Origin of the sequence: Streptomyces chromofuscus, assembly GCF_015160875.1 — a bacterium.
Classification (GTDB): Bacteria; Actinomycetota; Actinomycetes; order Streptomycetales; family Streptomycetaceae; genus Streptomyces; species Streptomyces chromofuscus.
Genome location: NZ_CP063374.1, coordinates 1,768,472 through 1,787,642, shown reverse-complemented (window position 1 = coordinate 1,787,642; position 19,171 = coordinate 1,768,472). Strand labels below are relative to the sequence as shown.

Genomic DNA, 19,171 nt, shown 5'->3' with positions numbered 1-19,171 from the left:
GTCGGACCGGTCCCGACAGTTGCGTCACCGGCGCGTCCGACCTACCCCACGCCGCTCATCTGCCCCACGTGCCGGCGGGCCCGCAGGGCGAGGCTCAGTGCCAGCACCGTCTGCGGGTCGTCGAGGTCGGTGCCCAGCAACTCACCGATACGGGCGAGGCGGTTGTACAGCGTCTGCCGGTTGAGGTGCAGCTCGCGGGCGGTCTCCGCCTTGCGGCCCGCGTGCGCGAGGTAGGTCTCCAGGGTGGGCAGCAACGGCGGCCTGGACCGGCTGTCGTGGTCGCGGACCGGCCCGATCGCCCGGTCGACGAAGGCCGCCAGGTCGGGATGGTCGCGCAACCGCCACAGCAACAGGTCGATGTCCAGGCGGCGGGCGTCGTACCAGGGCCGGCCCGTGAGCCCTTGCGCCGCGGTCGCCGTCTCCGCCGCGTGCCGCAGCCCCGCCGATGCCGCCGCCCAGCCGCCGGCCACCCCGACGACCACGACCGGCGGCGGCGCCCCCGGACGTTGCATGCCGGCCCGCTCCACACCGGCCCGCAGCGCCGCCGCGACCCGGTCGGCGACCGCCGAGCGCTCCGACTCCGAGCGCAGGGCGAGCAGCACCGGGACCCGGCCCTCCACCGGACGCACGCCGAGCAGGACCGGTACGCCCACCGAGGCCAGTTCCTCCGAGACCGCGCGCGCCAGCACCGCCCAGCCTCCTCCGGGTGACAGCGCGTCGCCCAGCCGCATCACCACCGGCAGCAGCGGGCTGTCACCCGGTTTGAAGCCGAGCACGCGCGCCTGCGCGGGGGCGTCCTCGGCGGTGATCCGGCCCTCGGCGAGGTCCGTGAGGAAGTCGCCGCGCCCGCGTGCCGCCAGTTCCTCCTCCTGGCGGGCCTGCATCAGCACCACCGCCAGGATGCCCGCGGTCCGCTCGGCGGCGATCCGGTGCACCGGCGCCAGCGGCGCCCGCACCGGCAGCAGCACCAGCCTGGCCCGCGCCGAGCCCGTGCCCGAACCGGTCCCCGGTCCGCCCCCGGGCACGTCCACCAGTACCGACCCGGCCGGCGGAGCGTCCTTGTGCTGGGCGCGCAGCCCTTCCCATACCTGGAGCGGCTCCGCCCCTTCCGGCCCGGACCCGGCGGCGTACAGCAGTTGGCCGTCCGTGGTCTCCAGGAAGACCGGGTTGCCGCTGAAGTCGGCCAGGATGCCGAGGACCTGCGGAATGCCGCCGCCGCCCAGCAGGGCCTCCGTGCAGCGGCGGTGCACCTCCTCGGCGCGCTGGAGCAGCGCGTAGTGGCCGTTGACGATCTCGGTGTGGATCTCCTCGGTGACCGTCACGAACGGCACCTCGCGGTGGAGTTGGACCAGCGGGAGCCCGGCCGTGCGGGCCGTCTCGACCAGCGCGGCGGGCAGCCGGGTGAAGCGCGGGCCGAGCTCGACGACGAGGGCCGCGATGCCGCGCTCGGCCAGCGTCCGGACGAAGGCGCGCTGGTCCGCCGGGCGGGTGCCCAGGCCGTACCCCGTCGTCAGCAGCAGTTCGCCGCCCTTCAGCAGTGAGGCGATGTTCGGCACCTCGCCCGCGTGCACCCAGCGCACGGTCCGTTGCAGCCGCTCCGCGCCGGCGAGCACCTCGGGCAGCCCGCTGCGCAGGCCGGGCAGCTCCAGTGCCCGCTGAACGGTGACCCCGGCACCCGTGCTGTCGAATCGGCTGTCCATGCAGCGGACGCTACCCGCGGACACGTTCCGGCGACATCTCCGGGCGGTCAGGGCGACGATCACCGGGCCGCCCGGCGCGACTTTCCGTCGCCTCCCGCACCCGATGGCGCTGCCGCGTGCCGATGGTGGCGTCCGTCCCGCCCGACCACACTGACGTCCAGTGGCATCGGTGAGCGCCGTGGTGCTCGTCCGGGGCGTTCTGGCTGACCTGCCCGGATCCTTACATCCACCTGGACACACCGCCGGCGATCCTCGGCACGATGGCCAGCCTCGTCGTGCGGACCCCGTGCTCCTTCGCGGTCATCGGCTGCTTCCGCCACCACCCCGAGGACCGGCACTGGTTCCGCACCCTCGCGGCCCCGCCGCTCGGCGGGGTCGGCACGATCGCGGTCGTCGGGCTGCTGGAGGACGCGGCCGAGCGAGCGGACGACGACGAGGTCGCCGACACCTCCACGAGGGTCTGAACCGGCCTAAAGTGGCTTGACGTTGTGGTTGAAGCGGAAGACGTTGTCCGGGTCGTACCGCCGCTTCACCACACCGAGCCGCCACATGTTCTGCGGGCCCAGACCGGCCCGTACCCGGTCCCGTCCCTCGTCGCCGACGAAGTTCAGGGGGACCGCGCCGGTGCTCCACGGCCGGACGGCGGCACGGACGTCCCGCACCCACCCCGTGCACCGCTCGTCGTCCGCCGGGTCCGCCCAGCTGCCGAAGGCGTGCACGGCCCAGGCCGCGTCCCGGTACGGCACCTGGTGGTCGGCCGGGGCGTCGGCGACCGCGCCGCCCAGCGGGAACAGGACGAGCCGGCTGTCCGTGCGCGCGGGCAGGGAGTCGGCGAGGGCGCCGAAGACGTCCACGACGTCGTCGGGGGCGCCGGCCAGGCACTCCGCCGACCAGTGGTGGCGCAGTCCGGGTGCGGCGTCGAGCAGGCGCTGCACGTCGGCGTACGGGACCGCGGTGAGGACCTCCGACTCGTGCGGCAGCGCCAGCAGCGGCTCGGCCACCTTGCGCAGGTCCTCCTCGGACCCCGCGTAGGTCAGCAGCACGCAGCACAGCGGCCGGCCGGCCGGCGGCGGTACGAGTTCGGCGAGCGGGCCGGACTGGCAGACGACCGCACCGCTCGCCTCCAGCGGGCCGGAGTCGATGACCTCCCGGAAGGTGCGGATCGCCTCGCGGGCGTGCTCCGGGAGGTACCGCAGCAGGGCGAGGGCGAACTCCGGGAGCTCGTACAGCTTCAGGGTGAGGGCGGTGACGACGCCGAAGTTGCCGCCGCCGCCGTGCAGGGCCCAGAACAGCTCGGGGTTCTCGTCGGCGCTGGCGTGCGTCCGGTCGCCGTTCGCGGTGACCAGCTCGACGCCGAGCAGGTTGTCGGCGGCGACCCCGCAGGAGCGCTCCAGCCAGCCGCTGCCGCCGCCCAGCACACACCCGGCGACACCGGTGGTGGAGGCCCTGGCGCAGGTGGTCGCCAGGCCGTACGGCTGGGTCGCCCGGTCCAGGTCGCCCGTCGTGGCGCCGCCCTCGACGCGGACCGCCTCGGACGCGGGGTCGACGGTCACGCCGTGCATCCGGCGCAGATCGACGACCAGACCGGCGTCGTTCGTCCCCATGCCCGCCACGCTGTGCCCGCCGCCGCGCACCGCGACGTGCAGGTCCAGCTCCCGGGCGAACCGCACCGCCCGGACGACGTCGGCCTCGTGTGCGCACTGTGCGATCACCGCGGGCCGCCGGTCGATCATGGCGTTGAAGACGGCCCGGGCCTGGTCGTAGCCGGGATCCCACGGGGCGAACACGTCGCCGTCGAGATCCTCGCGCAGCTCGACGAGGGCCGTGTGCGCCTTGGAGGACATCGCCGCCTCCTTCCCCGAACAGGGCAGGTGCGGTTCCAGCCTAGGCGGGCACGGCCCCCCCGGCCTGCTCGGCAGCCGGTACGGCCACGGTGCTTCCGTCAGCCGCCGTACGCGCCCGACGCCGTCAGCCGCAGGGCCGTGTCGATCAGCGGGACGTGGCTGAAGGCCTGCGGGAAGTTGCCCACCTGCCGCTGGAGGCGGGGGTCCCACTCCTCGGCGAGCAGGCCGAGGTCGTTGCGCAGCGCCAGCAGCTTCTCGAACAGCTTGCGGGCCTCGTCGACGCGGCCGATCATCGCCAGGTCGTCGGCCATCCAGAACGAGCAGGCGAGGAAGGCGCCCTCGTCGCCCGGCAGACCGTCCACGCCGGCGTCCTCGCCGGAGGTCGGGTAGCGCAGGATGAAGCCGTCCGGCGTGGACAGCTCGCGCTGGATGGCCTCGATGGTCCCGATGACCCGCTTGTCGTCCGGCGGCAGGAAGCCCATCTGCGGGATCAGCAGCAGCGAGGCGTCCAGCTCCTTCGAGCCGTACGACTGCGTGAAGGTGTTGCGCTCCTTGTCGTAGCCCTTGTCGCACACGTCCCGGTGGATGTCGTCGCGCAGCTCGCGCCAGCGCTCCAGCGGGCCGTCCGCGTCGCCGGACTCCAGCAGCTTGATCGTGCGGTCCACGGCGACCCAGGCCATGACCTTGGAGTGCACGAAGTGGCGGCGCGGGCCGCGCACCTCCCAGATGCCCTCGTCCGGCTCCTGCCAGTGGTCCTCCAGGTAGCGGATGAGCTTCAGCTGGAGCAGCGAGGCGTAGTCGCTGCGGGCCAGGCCCGTCATGTGGGCCAGGTGCAGGGCCTCGGTGACCTCGCCGTACACGTCCAGCTGGAGCTGGTGGGCGGCGCCGTTGCCGACCCGGACCGGCGCGGAGTTCTCGTAGCCCGGCAGCCAGTCCAGCTCGGCCTCGCCCAGCTCGCGCTCGCCGGCGATGCCGTACATGATCTGGAGGTTCTCCGGGTCGCCGGCGACCGCGCGCAACAGCCACTCGCGCCAGGCGCGGGCCTCCTCGCGGTAGCCGGTGCGCAGCAGAGACGACAGGGTGATCGCGGCGTCGCGGAGCCAGGTGTAGCGGTAGTCCCAGTTGCGCACGCCACCGATCTCCTCGGGCAGCGAGGTCGTGGGCGCGGCGACGATGCCGCCCGTGGGCGCGTACGTCAGGGCCTTCAACGTGATGAGCGAGCGGACCACCGCTTCGCGGTACGGGCCGTGGTACGTACAGTGCTCCACCCACTCGCGCCAGAAGTCCTCCGTCGCCTCCAGCGACTGCTCCGGCTCCGGCAGCGGCGGCGGCTCGCGGTGCGAGGCCTGCCACGAGATGGTGAACGCGATCCGGTCGCCGGGCGCGACCGTGAAGTCCGCGTACGTGGTCAGCGCCTTGCCGTAGGTGTCGACGGCGGTGTCGAACCACACCGAGTCCGGACCCGCCACGGCGACCGTGCGGCCGTCGTGCTTGTGCACCCAGGGCACGATCCGGCCGTAGGAGAAACGCATGCGCAGCGCGGACCGCATGGGCACCCGGCCCGAGACGCCCTCGACGATCCGGATCAGCTGCGGGGCCCCGTCACGCGGCGGCATGAAGTCGATCACGCGGACCGTGCCGCGCGGGGTGTCCCACTCGGATTCGAGGATCAGCGAGTCGCCGCGGTAGTTGCGCCGCGCGGCGGTCGGCGGTTCGGCGTCGGCCGCGTGCGCGGGGCCGATCCGCCAGAAACCGTGCTCCTCGGTGCCCAGCAGACCGGCGAAGATGGCATGCGAGTCGAAGCGGGGCAGGCACAGCCAGTCGACTGTGCCGTCCCGGCAGACCAGGGCAGCGGTCTGCATGTCTCCGATGAGTGCGTAGTCTTCGATGCGCCCGGCCACGTGCAACTCCAGTCGAACGGCCACGTAGCCCCATTGGGGGGCTTTCGCTAGTGCGGTCAAGGGGTCGTTGTAATGCTTCGTTGAGCTGTGAAGTAAAACCGCCGCCCTTGCCCGGAGGCAAAACGACCGTCGTTGCTCAACGATCTGACGAGCTCGTGTTGTTCCGGTGCGTACGGGCGGGGGTGGTGCCGTGTTCGCCGGCTGGCTCGGCAGCGAGTGTCCGAGCAGGATACGACGCACGTAGATGATCTGCGTGCCCCTCCGGGCAACGCGCCTGCGCCGAACGAGTGAGCGCCGGGTGAGAAACACGTGAGCGGTACGCGTGCGTGGCGGGCCGTGCGCGGAGCGTGCGGGAAACGTGGCCGGACGCCGCCGGGTCCGGGCGCTGATACCCTGGTAGCCCGTGGACCGGTGGGCGCCCCCCGATGGAAACACATCCGAAGGGTCCCCCGAACCGCAGCGACGGCACCCCGGCACAGGCCGGTACGGCAGCCGCACCGCACCCCCAGACCGAGACCACGGGAGCCTCCTCTTGGCCATGCCGCCCAAATCCACGACGACCAAGCACATCTTCGTCACCGGGGGTGTCGCCTCCTCTCTCGGCAAGGGTCTGACCGCCTCCAGCCTGGGCATGCTGCTCAAGGCCCGGGGTCTGCGCGTCGTGATGCAGAAGCTCGACCCGTACATCAACGTCGACCCGGGCACGATGAACCCCTTCCAGCACGGTGAGGTGTTCGTCACCAACGACGGCGCCGAGACCGACCTGGACATCGGCCACTACGAGCGCTTCCTCGACCGCGACCTGGACGGCACCGCCAACGTCACCACCGGGCAGGTCTACTCGACGGTGATCGCCAAGGAGCGGCGCGGCGAGTACCTGGGCGACACCGTGCAGGTCATCCCGCACATCACCAACGAGATCAAGCACCGCATCCGCCGCATGGCCGCCGACGACGTCGACGTCGTGATCACCGAGGTCGGCGGCACGGTCGGCGACATCGAGTCGCTGCCGTTCCTGGAGACGGTCCGCCAGGTCCGGCACGAGGTCGGCCGGGACAACGTCTTCGTGGTGCACATCTCGCTGCTGCCGTACATCGGCCCCTCGGGAGAGCTGAAGACGAAGCCGACCCAGCACTCGGTCGCGGCCCTGCGCAACATCGGTATCCAGCCGGACGCCATCGTGCTGCGCTGCGACCGCGAGGTGCCGACCGCGATCAAGCGGAAGATCTCGCTGATGTGCGACGTCGACGAGGCCGCCGTCGTGGCCTGCCCCGACGCGCCGTCCATCTACGACATCCCCAAGGTCGTGCATTCCGAGGGCCTGGACGCGTACGCCGTGCGCCGCCTGGACCTGCCGTTCCGGGACGTCGACTGGACGACCTGGGACGACCTGCTCGACCGCGTCCACCGGCCGGACCACGAGATCAGCCTCGCCCTCGTCGGCAAATACATCGACCTGCCCGACGCCTACCTCTCGGTCACCGAGGCGCTGCGCGCGGGCGGCTTCGCCAACAAGACCCGCGTGAAGATCAAGTGGGTCACCTCCGACGACTGCCGCACCCCGGCCGGCGCCGAGGCGCAGCTGTCCGGCGTGGACGCCGTCTGCATCCCCGGCGGCTTCGGCGACCGCGGCGTCTCCGGCAAGGTCGGCGCCATCCGCTACGCCCGGGAGAACAGGATCCCGCTGCTCGGCCTCTGCCTCGGCCTGCAGTGCATCGTGATCGAGGCCGCGCGCAACCTGGCCGGCATCGCCGACGCCAACTCCACCGAGTTCGACCCGGCCACCTCCCACCCGGTCATCTCCACCATGGCCGAGCAGCTCGACATCGTCGCGGGCGAGGGCGACATGGGCGGAACGATGCGCCTGGGCATGTACCCGGCCAAGCTGGCCGAGGGCTCCATCGTGCGCGAGGTGTACGACGGCAAGGAGTACGTCGAGGAGCGGCACCGGCACCGCTACGAGGTGAACAACGCCTACCGCTCGGAGCTGGAGAAGAAGGCCGGCATCCTCTTCTCGGGCACCTCCCCGGACGGCAAACTCGTGGAGTACGTGGAGTACCCGCGCGACGTGCACCCGTATCTGGTCGCCACCCAGGCGCACCCGGAGCTGCGCTCGCGCCCGACGCGTCCGCACCCGCTGTTCGCCGGGCTGGTCAAGGCCGCGGTCGAGCGGAAGAACGCGAAGTAACCCACCAGTTGTACGGTGGCCGGGGTGCAGGCCTTCGACGGCACGCACCCCGGCTTTCCTTTGCACGTCGGCGGTACCTCCGGAAGGACAGGGCATGACGATCAAGGACACCCACGAGGAGTGGGAGATCCGGGCGACGGAGACCCCCTTCGTGGGCAACAAGACCTCGGTCCGCACGGACGACGTGGTCATGCCCGACGGCACGGTCGTGCGCCGCGACTACCAGGTCCACCCCGGCTCGGTGGCCGTCCTCGCCCTGGACGACGAGGGCCGGGTGCTGGTGCTGCGCCAGTACCGGCACCCGGTGCGCCAGAAGCTGTGGGAGATCCCGGCCGGTCTGCTCGACGTGCCCGGCGAGAACCCGCTGCACGCCGCCCAGCGCGAGCTGTACGAGGAGGCGCACGTCAAGGCCGAGGACTGGCGGGTGCTGACCGACGTCTACACCACCCCCGGCGGCTGCGACGAGGCCGTGCGCGTCTTCCTCGCCCGCGGCCTGTCCGACGCCGAGGGCGAGCGCTTCGAGGCCGAGCACGAGGAGACCGACCTGGAGCTGGCGCGGGTCCCGGTCGATGAGCTCGTACGGGGCGTCCTGGCCGGCGAGCTGCACAACACCTGCCTCGTCGTGGGCGTGCTCTCGCTGGTCGCCGCGCAGCGCGGCGACGGGCTCGAGGCGCTGCGCCCGGCCGAGGCGCCGTGGCCGGCGCGTCCCTTCGAGGCCTGAGCGCCCGTCTGCCGCATCCGGCGTCCTCCGGTGTGACGATCGCTTGATCCGATTGGGGGACGTCCCCGCCGTGCTCCGCCCGGTTCGTCGCAGAGCGTGAACTAGGCTCTCCGCGAGTGAGCCGAGAAGCAGGCGCAAGGCCTGAACCGGAGTCCCGGCGGGCTTTTGCGCGTGCGGTTGGACGGGAGTGTGGCCCGTGGCGGATCAGGCGGTGGACCCAGGCGACGTGCGGGTGTCGGGCATCCGTGCGCCGAGCCCGTTCCTGGGCCGCACGCGGGAGTTGAAGGAACTGCGCGCCGACATCGAGCGCGCGGGACTGGACACCCTGTCCGGCCGCAAGGCCCCACGCGCGCGCGTACTGCTGATCGCGGGCCGTCCCGGCTCCGGCCGTACCGCCCTCGCCGAGGAGTTGGTACGCCAGGTCGCCGAGCGTTACCCCGACGGGATCCTGCGCGCCCGGCTCAGCGAGCCCGACGGCACCCCCGTGCCGGTGGGCCGCGCCGCCGGGGACCTGCTCACCGCCCTGGATCTGCCGACCCCGCCCGGTGCCGCCGACGACGACCTGACGGCGGCGCTGCGCGAGGCGCTCGCCGGCCGCCGGGTGCTGCTCCTGCTGGACGACGCGGCCGACCCCGAGCAGGTCGACGCCCTGCTCCCGGACACCCCGGACTGCCTGGTCGTCGCCGTGGCCCAGCGCCCGCTGACCGGCATCCCGGACGTCCGCCCCTGCACCCTGGGCGGGCTCGACACCAAGTCCGCCGTCGAGCTGCTGTCCCGGCACACCGGCTCCGTCCGGATCACCGTCGACCCGCGGGCGGCGGAGGCACTCGTCGAGGCGTGCCAGGCCCAGCCGGCCGCGCTGGTGCTGGCCGGCGGCTGGCTCGCCGCCCGCCCCCAGGCGGCCGTCGCCGACCTCACCAAGCAGCTGCACGGCGAGGGGGACGACGGGACGCCCCTCGGCCGGGTCTTCCGGCTGATCTACTCCTCGCTGCCGGGCACCGCCGCCCGGATCCTGCGCCTTCTTTCCCTCGCCCCCGCCGGCCGCATCGACCCGCACACCGCCTCGGCGCTCGCCGGCTGCTCGGTCAACGGCGCCCGGCAGAGTCTGGACGAGTTCGTCGCCCTCGGTCTGCTGCGCACGGACGGCTCGCCGCTGCCGGAGTACGAGGTGCCCGGCTGTCTGCACCCGCTGCTGCGCGCCGTCTGCGAGAGGGAGGACCGCCCCGCCGAGCTGCAGCTGGCCCGCGCTCGGATGCTGGAGCGGACCGTGCGGCTGCTGCAGTCCTGCCGGGCGATCACCGAGACCGACAGCCCCCAGGCCCGCGAGAAGCTGGCCGGCACCCCACGCGCCCTGCGCTTCCCCACCCCCCGCGCGGCCGCCGACTGGCTGCGCGGGCGCCGCCCCGCGCTGCTCGCCTCGGCCCGGCTGGCGGTCGCCGACGGGGAGCTGGACACGCTGGCCCGGCGGCTGATGTCCCAGCTGGTGCGGGCGATGGTGGCCCACGTCGGGATGCAGGCCGCCGCCGTCGACCTGTACGGCATCCACCGGCTCGTCCTCGACGTGGCCGAGCGCCGGGACCTGCCCCGGGAGCAGGCGGCGGCGCTGCTGAATCTGGGCGATCTGGACGCCAGGACCGGCCGGACGGCCGACGCCCTGGTCCGTTACCGGGCCGCGCTGGACGCCGGACGCAGGGCGAACGACCCGTATGCGACCGGTCGCGCGATGGAATCCGTAGGAGGGGCGCACCAGGAGCTCGGCGATCACGACCGGGCCGCCGACTGGTTCGGCCGGGCACTGGCCGAGCGCCTGGCCCGCGGGGAGCGCGAGGAGGCCGCCCGGCTGTACGGCCGGATCGCGACCGCGCACACCTACGCCGGCCGCTACGGCGAGGCGCAGCGTAACTGGCGGGCCGCCATCGCCGGGTACCGCAGGCTGGGCGATGTGGCCGCCCACGCCCGGGCCCTGAGCGAGCTGGCGCGGGTCCAGGAGTACGCCGGGCGGCCCGAGGAGTCGCTGCGTACCTGCCAGGAAGCCGTCGAGTGGGCGCGGCGGGCGGAGGACGCACGCCTGCAGGCCGCGCTGCATCTGCGGCTGGCCGACACGCTGGAGCATCTCGGTGATCCGACGGCCGCCCTGCTGCACCGCCGGGCCGCGGAGCGCATGCTGGGGGAGGAGAGCCAGAAGCCCGAAACGCCAGATTCAGCCACGGAACAAGCCGCTAACGCCTGCGAAATCCGTAGTACATCAGCTGAAGATTGATGCAATGGAAGGCTAGACAGCTGGAACGCCTTCATTAAACTGGCTCTGCCGCACGTTCTCCTGCGGTGTCTCCCGGTGTGCCCCGAACATCCGGGTATGCCTGTAATACACCCCCTCTGAGCCAAGGACCGTGATCGACGTGAAGGTCGGCATCCCCCGCGAGGTCAAGAACAACGAGTTCCGGGTGGCCATCACCCCCGCCGGCGTGCACGAGCTGGTGCGCAACGGTCACCAGGTCGTCATCGAGCGCGGCGCCGGTCTGGGCTCCTCGATCACGGACGCCGAGTACGTGGCCGCCGGCGCCCGGATCCTGGAGACGGCCGACGAGGTGTGGGCCGCCGCCGACCTGCTGCTCAAGGTCAAGGAGCCCATCGCCGAGGAGTACCACCGCCTGCGCAAGGACCAGACGCTCTTCACCTACCTGCACCTGGCCGCCTCCAAGGAGTGCACGGACGCCCTGCTGGAGTCCGGCACCACCGCCATCGCCTACGAGACCGTCGAGCTGCCCAGCCGCGCCCTGCCGCTGCTGGCCCCGATGTCCGAGGTCGCCGGCCGTCTCGCCCCGCAGGTCGGCGCCTACCACCTGATGCGCGCGGCGGGCGGCCGCGGTGTGCTGCCGGGCGGCGTTCCCGGCGTGACCCCGGCCAAGGCCGTCGTCATCGGCGGTGGAGTCTCCGGCTGGAACGCCACCCAGATCGCCGTCGGCATGGGCTTCGACGTCACCCTGCTGGACCGCGACATCAACAAGCTGCGCGAGGCCGACCGGATCTTCGGTACGAAGGTCAAGGCGATCATGTCCAACTCCTTCGAGCTGGAGAAGGCCGTCCTCGACGCCGACCTCGTCATCGGCGCGGTGCTCATCCCCGGCGCCAAGGCCCCGAAGCTCGTCACCAACGAGCTGGTCTCCCGGATGAAGCCCGGAAGTGTCCTTGTCGACATCGCGATCGACCAGGGCGGCTGCTTCGAGGACTCCCGTCCCACCACGCACGCCGAGCCGACCTTCGAGGTCCACCAGTCGGTCTTCTACTGCGTCGCCAACATGCCGGGCGCCGTGCCGAACACCTCCACCAACGCGCTCACCAATGCCACGCTCCCGTACATCGTGGAGCTGGCCAACCGCGGCTGGGTCGAGGCGCTGCGGCGCGACCCCGCGCTGGCCAAGGGCCTCAACACGCATGACGGCAAGGTGGTTTACCGCGAGGTCGCCGAGGCGCACGGACTCGACCACGTGGAGCTGGAGTCCCTGCTCGGCTAAGTCATCATCTCGCAAAGGCGATACGTCAATACGGTTCGTCAACCGCCAGCACCCGGCCGGACCTTGCCCGACAAGGTCCGGCCGGATGTGTGTATGGTCACTTTGCGGCTCTCGGCCAACTCGCCTCGAACGTCACCCTTGAGCCGATTCGCACACCGGTGAAACCTGCCGTGCGACGGCCGTACGCCCTTGACAGAGGGATGTTTCATTGCCGACACATCCTGCCGGGTCCGGCGGATTGTGTTGCTGCGGACGCCCGACACGCCATAGAGTCGCCAACCGTCGGCATGGTGCCACGCTGACCTGTCTAGAAGTTTCCTGGTCACCAAGGAGGTAAGACGACTTGTGAATGAGTCGACATTTTCTCCCGGGGGTGGTCGACCAGGAAGCCTTGCGCGGGGCCAGGCTCCCGCGGGGTTCGAGGCTGTCGGCTCCGTAGCGGTGCGCACCTTCGCAGCCCACCAGAGTCACCACAAGTCAGGGGTGACTCAGCCAGCACACCAGAGCATGGATGGCCATCACGTGAACGCCATGGCCGGCGACGGAAGTGGCGCGCCCCACAACCACTTCGCCGACTACGACGAACTGCCCGACGGGCACTTCTACGACCCGGACGCCGAGTACGAGCCCGACCCGGAGTACGCGGCCACGCTCGCGCCCGACGCGGCCCGCCAGCGCCGAGAACGCATCGGCCCGACGGGGCGCCCGCTGCCGTACTTCCCGATCCCGGGCCCGCTGACCGACCACGGCCCCGCGACCATCATCGCGATGTGCAACCAGAAGGGCGGTGTGGGCAAGACCACGTCCACCATCAACCTGGGTGCCGCGCTCGCGGAGTACGGACGCCGGGTGCTGCTCGTGGACTTCGACCCGCAGGGCGCGCTGTCGGTCGGTCTCGGGGTCAACCCGATGGAGCTGGACCTCACCGTCTATAACCTGCTCATGGAGCGGGGCCTGTCGGCCGACGAGGTGCTGCTGAAGACCGCGGTCCCCAACATGGACCTGCTGCCCAGCAACATCGACCTGTCGGCCGCCGAGGTCCAGCTCGTCTCCGAGGTCGCCCGCGAGTCGTCGCTCCAGCGCGCGCTGAAGCCGCTGCTGCCAGACTACGACTACATCGTGATCGACTGTCAGCCCTCGCTCGGCCTGCTCACCGTGAACGCCCTGACGGCCGCGCACAAGGTGATCGTGCCGCTGGAGTGCGAGTTCTTCGCCCTGCGCGGTGTGGCGCTGCTGACCGAGACGATCGAGAAGGTGCAGGAGCGGCTCAACCCGGAGCTGGAGCTCGACGGCATCCTCGCCACCATGTACGACTCGCGCACCGTGCACAGCCGCGAGGTGCTCGCGCGGGTCGTCGAGGCGTTCGACGACCACGTCTACCACACGGTCATCGGGCGCACGGTCCGCTTCCCGGAGACCACGGTCGCCGGCGAGCCGATCACCACGTACGCCTCCAACTCCGTCGGTGCCGCCGCCTACCGCCAGCTCGCCAGGGAGGTGCTCGCCCGGTGTCACGCCGAGTGAGTTTGCCGGGGGCCGACGAACTGTTCCGTACGACAGGGGGAATGGCGCTCCAGGCATCCACTCCCCGGCGGGGCGCCAACGGCGAGGCCCGGGTACCGCCCCCCGCGGCGGAGGGCGACGCGGCGGCCGCAGTCTCGGAGGACACGCCGCAGTCCGTGCCCGCGCAGGGCGGGGACGGCGACGGGGCGGAGCACGTCGCGGCCGACGCGGAGCCGGCCGACACCGAGTCGCGCAGCCGGGGCGCGGAGCGCTCCTCGCGGCGGCAGGGGCAGGCGGCGGCGCAGGAAGGTTCTGCCGCGGCGACGCAGCGCAAGCGCGGGCGGGCGGCCACGCGGCGGCCCAGTGGACGTGAGCGGCACGACGAGAAGATCACGGTGTACGTGTCCGCCGAGGAGCTGATGGATCTGGAGCACGCGCGTCTCGTGCTCCGGGGTGAGCACGGGCTGGCCGTCGACCGGGGGCGCATCGTGCGCGAGGCGGTCGCCGTGGTGCTGGCCGACCTGGAGACCCGGGGGGACGCCAGCATCCTCGTACGTCGGCTGCGCGGGCGCTAGCGGTAGCCTGCGGGGGCCATGACCTCGCACGGTTCCCCAGTCTCCCCCTCCGGCCCGGCCGGCCGTCGGCGTGCGCTGGGCAGGGGCCCAGGGGCTCCGGCCGGACCTGCCCAGGCGCCGGTTCCCGAGCGAATCCCACCGGAGCAGAGCCCACCCGAACCGGTCCCACCCCAGCCGGTCCCTCCGGCGAGGCCGGAACCCGAGGCGCCCGAGCCCGCCGCAGCGGAACCGGATCGTGGACCCGAGGTTCCCGCTGAGCACGCGGAGGCTCACGCCGAGCTCGCGACGAGGCCCGTGGAGCCCGCTCAGGCCCTCGTGGAGCCCGCTCAGGCCCTCGTGGAGCCCGCTCAGGCCCTCGTGGAGCCCGCTCAGGCCCCCGTGGAGCCCACTCAGGCCCCCGTGGAGCCCGCTCAGGCCCCCGTGTGGTCCGCTGAGGCTCCGGCGGAGTCAGCTCAGGCTCCCGTGGGGTCCGCTCAGGTCCCCGTGTGGTCCGCTGAGGCTGCGGCGGAGTCAGCTCAGGCTCCCGTGGGGTCCGCTCAGGTCCCCGTGTGGTCCGCTGAGGCTGCGGCGGAGTCAGCTCAGGCTCCCGTGGGGTCCGCTCAGGTCCCAGTGGGGTCCGCTGAGGCTCCGGCGGAGTCAGCTCAGGCTCCCGTGGAGCCCGCTCAGGCCCCTGCGGAGTCCGTGCAAGCCCCTGCGGAGTTCACTGAGGCTCCCGAGGACGTCGGGGACGGTGATTCCGGTGGCTTCCGGGTGCGGCTGTCGAACTTCGAGGGCCCCTTCGACCTGCTGCTCCAGCTGATCTCGCGGCACAAGCTCGACGTCACCGAGGTCGCGCTGTCCAAGGTGACCGACGAGTTCATGGCGCACATCCGGGCGCTGGGGCAGCACTGGGACCTGGGCGAGACGACCGAGTTCCTGGTCGTCGCCGCCACCCTGCTCGACCTGAAGGCGGCGCGTCTGCTGCCCGCCGCCGAGGTGGAGGACGAGGCCGACCTGGCGTTGCTGGAGGCGCGCGACCTGCTGTTCGCGCGGCTGCTCCAGTACCGCGCGTACAAACAGGTCGCCGAGATCTTCGACCGCCGCCTGGACGAGGAGGCCCACCGCCACCCCCGTACCGTCGGCCTCGAACCGGAGCACGCCGAGCTGCTCCCCGAGGTCGTCATCAGCATCGGCCCGGAGGGGTTCGCCAGGCTCGCCGTCAAGGCGATGCAGCCGAAGCCCAAGCCGCAGGTGTACGTCGACCACATCCACGCGCCGCTGGTGAGCGTGCAGGAGCAGGCCGGGATCGTCGTCGCACGGCTGCGGGAACTCGGCGAGGCCAGCTTCCGCGCGCTCGTCGAGGACACCGACGACACCCTCACCGTCGTGGCGCGGTTCCTGGCGCTGCTGGAGCTGTACCGCGAGAAGGCCGTGGCGCTGGAGCAGGAGACCGCCCTCGGCGAGCTCCTGGTGCGCTGGACCGGCGGCGAGTCGGACGCCGGGCCGATGGTGACCGACGAGTTCGACCGACCGCCAGAGCAGCCCAAGGAGCAGGAGGAGAAGGAGTGAGCGAGGAGACCACCGAGCTGCCGCCCGGGCTGCGCGCCGTCGCCGACCTGGAGCTGAAGCCCGCCCTCGAGGCCGTCCTCATGGTCGTGGACGAACCCGCGACCGTGGAGCACCTCGCGAAGATACTGGAGCGGCCCAAGCGGCAGATCAGCACGGCGCTGCGGGAGCTGGCCGACGAGTACACCGCGCAGGGGCGCGGCTTCGAGCTGCGGGTCGTCGCCGGCGGCTGGCGCTTCTACACCCGCCCCGCGTACGCGCCCGCCGTCGAGCGGCTCGCCCTGGAGGGCCAGACCGCCCGGCTCACGCAGGCGGCGCTGGAGACGCTCGCGGTGGTGGCGTACCGCCAGCCGATCAGCCGCAGCCGCGTCTCCGCCGTGCGCGGAGTGAACTGCGACGGCGTCATGCGCACCCTGCTTCAGCGGGGTCTGGTGCAGGAGGCGGGCACGGAACCCGAAACAGGTGCGATCCTGTACACGACGACGAACTACTTCCTGGAGCGGATGGGCCTGCGCGGCCTGGACGAGCTCCCGGAGCTCGCGCCCTTCCTCCCGGAGGCCGAGGCGATCGAGGCCGAGACGCAGGAAGGCGTGCCGTCGTTCGATCCGGACGCTCCGGATTCCGAGGACGCAGACGACAAGACGACGGAACTTTGATGCGAAGCAGCGGCAGTGGCAAGAGTGGCGGGACCGGCGGGCGCGGCAACTACCGCGGCGCCGGCAACGACCGGGACCAGAAGCAGGGGCAGGGCCGCCCCCGCAAGCCCCGCCCCGAGGAGCGCCGCTACGACGTGGGCCCCGGGGCGACCAAGGACGGCCCGAAGGCCGGGCGCGGCGGCGCGGCCCGGGGCGGCGCCAAGGGCGGCCCGAAGAAGCCCCAGCAGGGCGGCCGTACGGCACCGGCGCGTTCCCGCGAGTACGAGACGCGGGTCGAGGAGCGCAACCGCGAGCGGTACGCGGGCAAGAAGGACGTCAAGCTGCCCAAGACCTTCCCGGGCGCCGAGCAGGAGGGCGAGCGGCTGCAGAAGGTGCTCGCGCGCGCCGGGTACGGTTCCCGGCGGGCCTGCGAGGAGCTGATCGACCAGGCCCGCGTCGAGGTCAACGGCGAGATCGTCACCGAGCAGGGCAAGCGGGTCGACCCCGAGAAGGACGAGGTCAAGGTCGACGGCCTGACCGTCGCGACCCAGTCGTACCAGTTCTTCTCGCTGAACAAGCCCGCCGGCGTCGTCTCGACGATGGAGGACCCCGAGGGCCGGCAGTGCCTCGGCGACTACGTCACCAACCGCGAGACGCGTCTCTTCCACGTCGGGCGGCTCGACACCGAGACCGAGGGCGTCATCCTGCTCACCAACCACGGCGAGCTGGCCCACCGGCTGACCCACCCCAAGTACGGCGTGAAGAAGACCTACCTGGCGCACATCGTCGGCCCGATCCCGCGCGACCTGGGCAAGCGCCTGAAGGACGGCATCCAGCTGGAGGACGGGTACGCCCGCGCCGACCACTTCCGGGTCGTCGAGCAGACCGGCAAGAACTACCTCGTCGAGGTCACGCTGCACGAGGGCCGCAAGCACATCGTGCGCCGCATGCTCGCGGAGGCCGGCTTCCCGGTCGACAAGCTGGTGCGCGTCGCCTTCGGCCCGATCACCCTGGGCGACCAGAAGTCGGGCTGGCTGCGGCGGCTGTCCAACACCGAGGTCGGGATGCTCATGCGCGAGGTCGAGCTGTAGCCGCGCGCGCACGTCGATCCGTCGGCCGGTCCCGGAGCGCCGGGGCCGGCCGATTCGCTTGTCCGGCGCGGGGGACGGGGCCCCGGGAACGGGTGGGCAAACGGGTTGTGCCGACCCGTCCGCGCTCTTTATAGTCTCAGTGACTATTAAGGAGGCGGGTGGAGTGAGTCTCGCGGAGATGCTCGAACCGTTGCAGCGACCGCTCGTCACCGTCATCGGCACCCCGGTCAGCTGGACGGAGGTGCTCGGATTCGGCAGCGGCGCGCTGTGCGTCTGGCTCGTCGCGCGGGCCCACATCGCCAACTGGCCCGTCGGGATCGCCAACAACCTGTTCTTCATCCTCCTGTTCACCGAGTCCGGACTGTACGCGGACGCCGGACTGCAGCTGGTCTTCATCACCCTCGCCGGGTACGGCTGGTGGACCTGGGCCCACGGGGGTGGTCCGGGCTCCGACGTCCTGCCGGTGCGGCGCACGAGCCGTACCGAGTGGGCGTGGCTGTGCGCGGCGGGGATGGTGAGCACGGCCGGCATCACGCTGCTCCTCGACCGGGCCACCGACTCGACGGTGCCGTTCTGGGACGCCCTCACCACCTCGCTGTCCCTGATGGCCACCTACGGCCAGTGCCGCAAGCGCCTGGAGTCCTGGTGGCTGTGGATCGCCGCTGACGTGGTCTACATCCCGCTGTACGCGTACAAGGACCTGTACCTCACGTCGATCCTTTACGCCGGCTTCCTCGCCCTGTGCGTGTTCGGGCTGCTCAACTGGCGCCGGGAGCTCGCGGCCCGGCCGCAGGCCGTGGAGGCGGTGGCATGAGCGAGGACGCGGCGGGCGCACGGCGGCGGTTCCGGCACGGGCTCGTGCTCGGCAAGTTCTATCCGCCGCACGCGGGCCACCACCATCTCGTCCGCAGCGCGGCCGACCGGTGCGACCGTCTGACCGTGCTGGTCTGCGCCTCGTCGGTCGAGTCGATCCCGCTGGCCGAGCGGACGGCGTGGATGCGGGAGGTCCATCCGGACGTACGTGTCGTGGGAGCCGTCGACGACATCCCCGTGGACGTCACCGATCCGGCGGTGTGGGACGCGCACATGGCGGTCTTCCGGGGCGCCGTGTCCGAGCGTGTGGACGCCGTGTTCACCTCGGAGGCGTACGGGGACGAACTCGCCCGGCGCTTCGGTGCCGTGTCCGTCTGCGTCGACCCGGAGCGGCGGCGCTTCCCGGTGTCCGGGACGGCGGTCCGCAAGGACCCGGTGGGCTCCTGGGAGTTCCTCGAAGCGCCGGTGCGCCGCGCCCTCGCCCGCCGCGTCGTCGTCCTCGGCGCCGAGTCCACCGGCACCACCACGATGGCCAGGGCCCTGACCGAGCACTACCGCGGCCGGGACGCGCTACGTGCCCGAGTACGGGCGCCGGTTCAGCGAGGACAAGCTCGCCGCCCTGCGGCGCGAGCACCCGGGCGCCGTCTGGGAGGACGTGGAGTTCACCTCGGAGGAGTTCCCGCTCATCGGCGCCCGGCAGAACGCCCTGGAGGACCGGGCGGGGGCCGAGGGCTCGCCCGTGCTCTTCTGCGACACGGACTCCTTCGCCACCACCGTCTGGCACGAGCGGTACGTCGGCGGACGCAACCCCGGCATCCCCGCGCCCCGCCGCCAGCACCTGTGGCTGCTCACCGACCACGAGGGCGTGCCCTTCGAGGACGACGGGCTGCGGGACGGCGAGGAGCTGCGGCCCTGGATGACCGAGCGCTTCCGGACGGAACTCACCCGCACCGGACGGCGGTTCCTCACCCTGACCGGCCCGCACGACAAGCGCCTGGCGACCGCCGTCGCGGCCGTCGACGACCTGCTCGCGGAGGGCTGGGACCTCGCCGATCCACTGCCGGAGAAGCGATGAGCGCGCCGGGCCGGCCGGTCCCCGGAAGTCCCGGCCGGGGGAAGGCGGAGGTGCCCGAGGGGCAG

General features: G+C 72.2%; 13 protein-coding genes and 2 pseudogenes. 12 read left to right on the top strand and 3 right to left on the bottom strand.

What is annotated here, in order from left to right:
* Positions 1-41: 41 nt before the first annotated feature.
* Positions 42-1,700 (bottom strand): PucR family transcriptional regulator, encoded by a 1,659-nt coding sequence (locus tag IPT68_RS08070; RefSeq protein WP_189699574.1) that lies wholly within the window; start codon positions 1,698-1,700, stop codon positions 42-44.
* A gap of 194 nt (positions 1,701-1,894) precedes the next feature.
* Here IPT68_RS08070 and IPT68_RS08065 point away from each other — a divergent pair.
* Positions 1,895-2,104: pseudogene (locus tag IPT68_RS08065) on the top strand (amino acid permease); the annotation flags it as partial.
* Between the two features lie 66 nt (positions 2,105-2,170).
* On the opposite strand, the gene IPT68_RS08060 reads toward IPT68_RS08065, so the two are convergent.
* Both IPT68_RS08060 and IPT68_RS08055 read right to left on the bottom strand, forming a co-directional pair.
* Complete coding sequence (locus IPT68_RS08060; protein ID WP_189699573.1) at positions 2,171-3,544, bottom strand: FAD-binding oxidoreductase; 1,374 nt, start codon at positions 3,542-3,544, stop codon at positions 2,171-2,173.
* Positions 3,545-3,642: 98 nt separating this feature from the next.
* A complete protein-coding gene (locus tag IPT68_RS08055; protein ID WP_189699601.1) occupies positions 3,643-5,445 on the bottom strand; it encodes a glycoside hydrolase family 15 protein in 1,803 nt (600 codons plus the stop codon).
* A 538-nt stretch (positions 5,446-5,983) separates the two neighbouring features.
* Between IPT68_RS08055 and IPT68_RS08050 the strand changes: the two genes are divergently transcribed.
* From IPT68_RS08050 to IPT68_RS08000, 11 genes and pseudogenes are all read left to right on the top strand, one after another.
* On the top strand, positions 5,984-7,633 hold the full coding sequence (locus IPT68_RS08050) for a CTP synthase (RefSeq protein WP_189699572.1): 1,650 nt from the start codon (positions 5,984-5,986) through the stop codon (positions 7,631-7,633).
* 94 nt (positions 7,634-7,727) lie between these two features.
* Positions 7,728-8,354, top strand: coding sequence for an NUDIX domain-containing protein (locus tag IPT68_RS08045; protein WP_189699571.1), 627 nt, complete (start codon positions 7,728-7,730; stop codon positions 8,352-8,354).
* A 196-nt stretch (positions 8,355-8,550) separates the two neighbouring features.
* Entirely contained in the window at positions 8,551-10,614 is a 2,064-nt protein-coding gene (locus IPT68_RS08040; protein ID WP_189699570.1) for a tetratricopeptide repeat protein, read from the top strand.
* A 130-nt stretch (positions 10,615-10,744) separates the two neighbouring features.
* The gene (gene ald / locus IPT68_RS08035; protein WP_189699569.1) at positions 10,745-11,869 is read left to right on the top strand and encodes an alanine dehydrogenase; all 1,125 of its coding nucleotides are present in this window, start codon (positions 10,745-10,747) and stop codon (positions 11,867-11,869) included.
* 531 nt (positions 11,870-12,400) lie between these two features.
* A complete protein-coding gene (locus IPT68_RS08030; RefSeq protein WP_407699463.1) occupies positions 12,401-13,393 on the top strand; it encodes a ParA family protein in 993 nt (330 codons plus the stop codon).
* Positions 13,378-13,947: a hypothetical protein gene (locus IPT68_RS08025; protein WP_189699567.1), complete on the top strand. Its 570-nt coding sequence runs from the start codon at positions 13,378-13,380 to the stop codon at positions 13,945-13,947. Before IPT68_RS08030 ends, IPT68_RS08025 begins: the two co-directional genes overlap by 16 nt.
* A gap of 483 nt (positions 13,948-14,430) precedes the next feature.
* Positions 14,431-15,495 carry a segregation and condensation protein A gene (locus IPT68_RS08020; protein ID WP_373300649.1) on the top strand — a complete coding sequence of 355 codons (1,065 nt, stop codon included), beginning with the start codon at positions 14,431-14,433 and terminating at the stop codon, positions 15,493-15,495.
* Entirely contained in the window at positions 15,492-16,148 is a 657-nt protein-coding gene (scpB, locus tag IPT68_RS08015) for an SMC-Scp complex subunit ScpB (RefSeq protein WP_189699565.1), read from the top strand. Before IPT68_RS08020 ends, scpB begins: the two co-directional genes overlap by 4 nt.
* Entirely contained in the window at positions 16,148-17,218 is a 1,071-nt protein-coding gene (locus IPT68_RS08010; RefSeq protein ID WP_189699564.1) for a pseudouridine synthase, read from the top strand. Before scpB ends, IPT68_RS08010 begins: the two co-directional genes overlap by 1 nt.
* A gap of 163 nt (positions 17,219-17,381) precedes the next feature.
* A complete protein-coding gene (gene pnuC, locus IPT68_RS08005) occupies positions 17,382-18,032 on the top strand; it encodes a nicotinamide riboside transporter PnuC (protein WP_189699563.1) in 651 nt (216 codons plus the stop codon).
* Positions 18,029-19,106: pseudogene (locus IPT68_RS08000) on the top strand (AAA family ATPase). The gene pnuC and the pseudogene IPT68_RS08000 overlap by 4 nt, the downstream one beginning before the upstream one ends.
* Positions 19,107-19,171 lie beyond the last annotated feature (65 nt).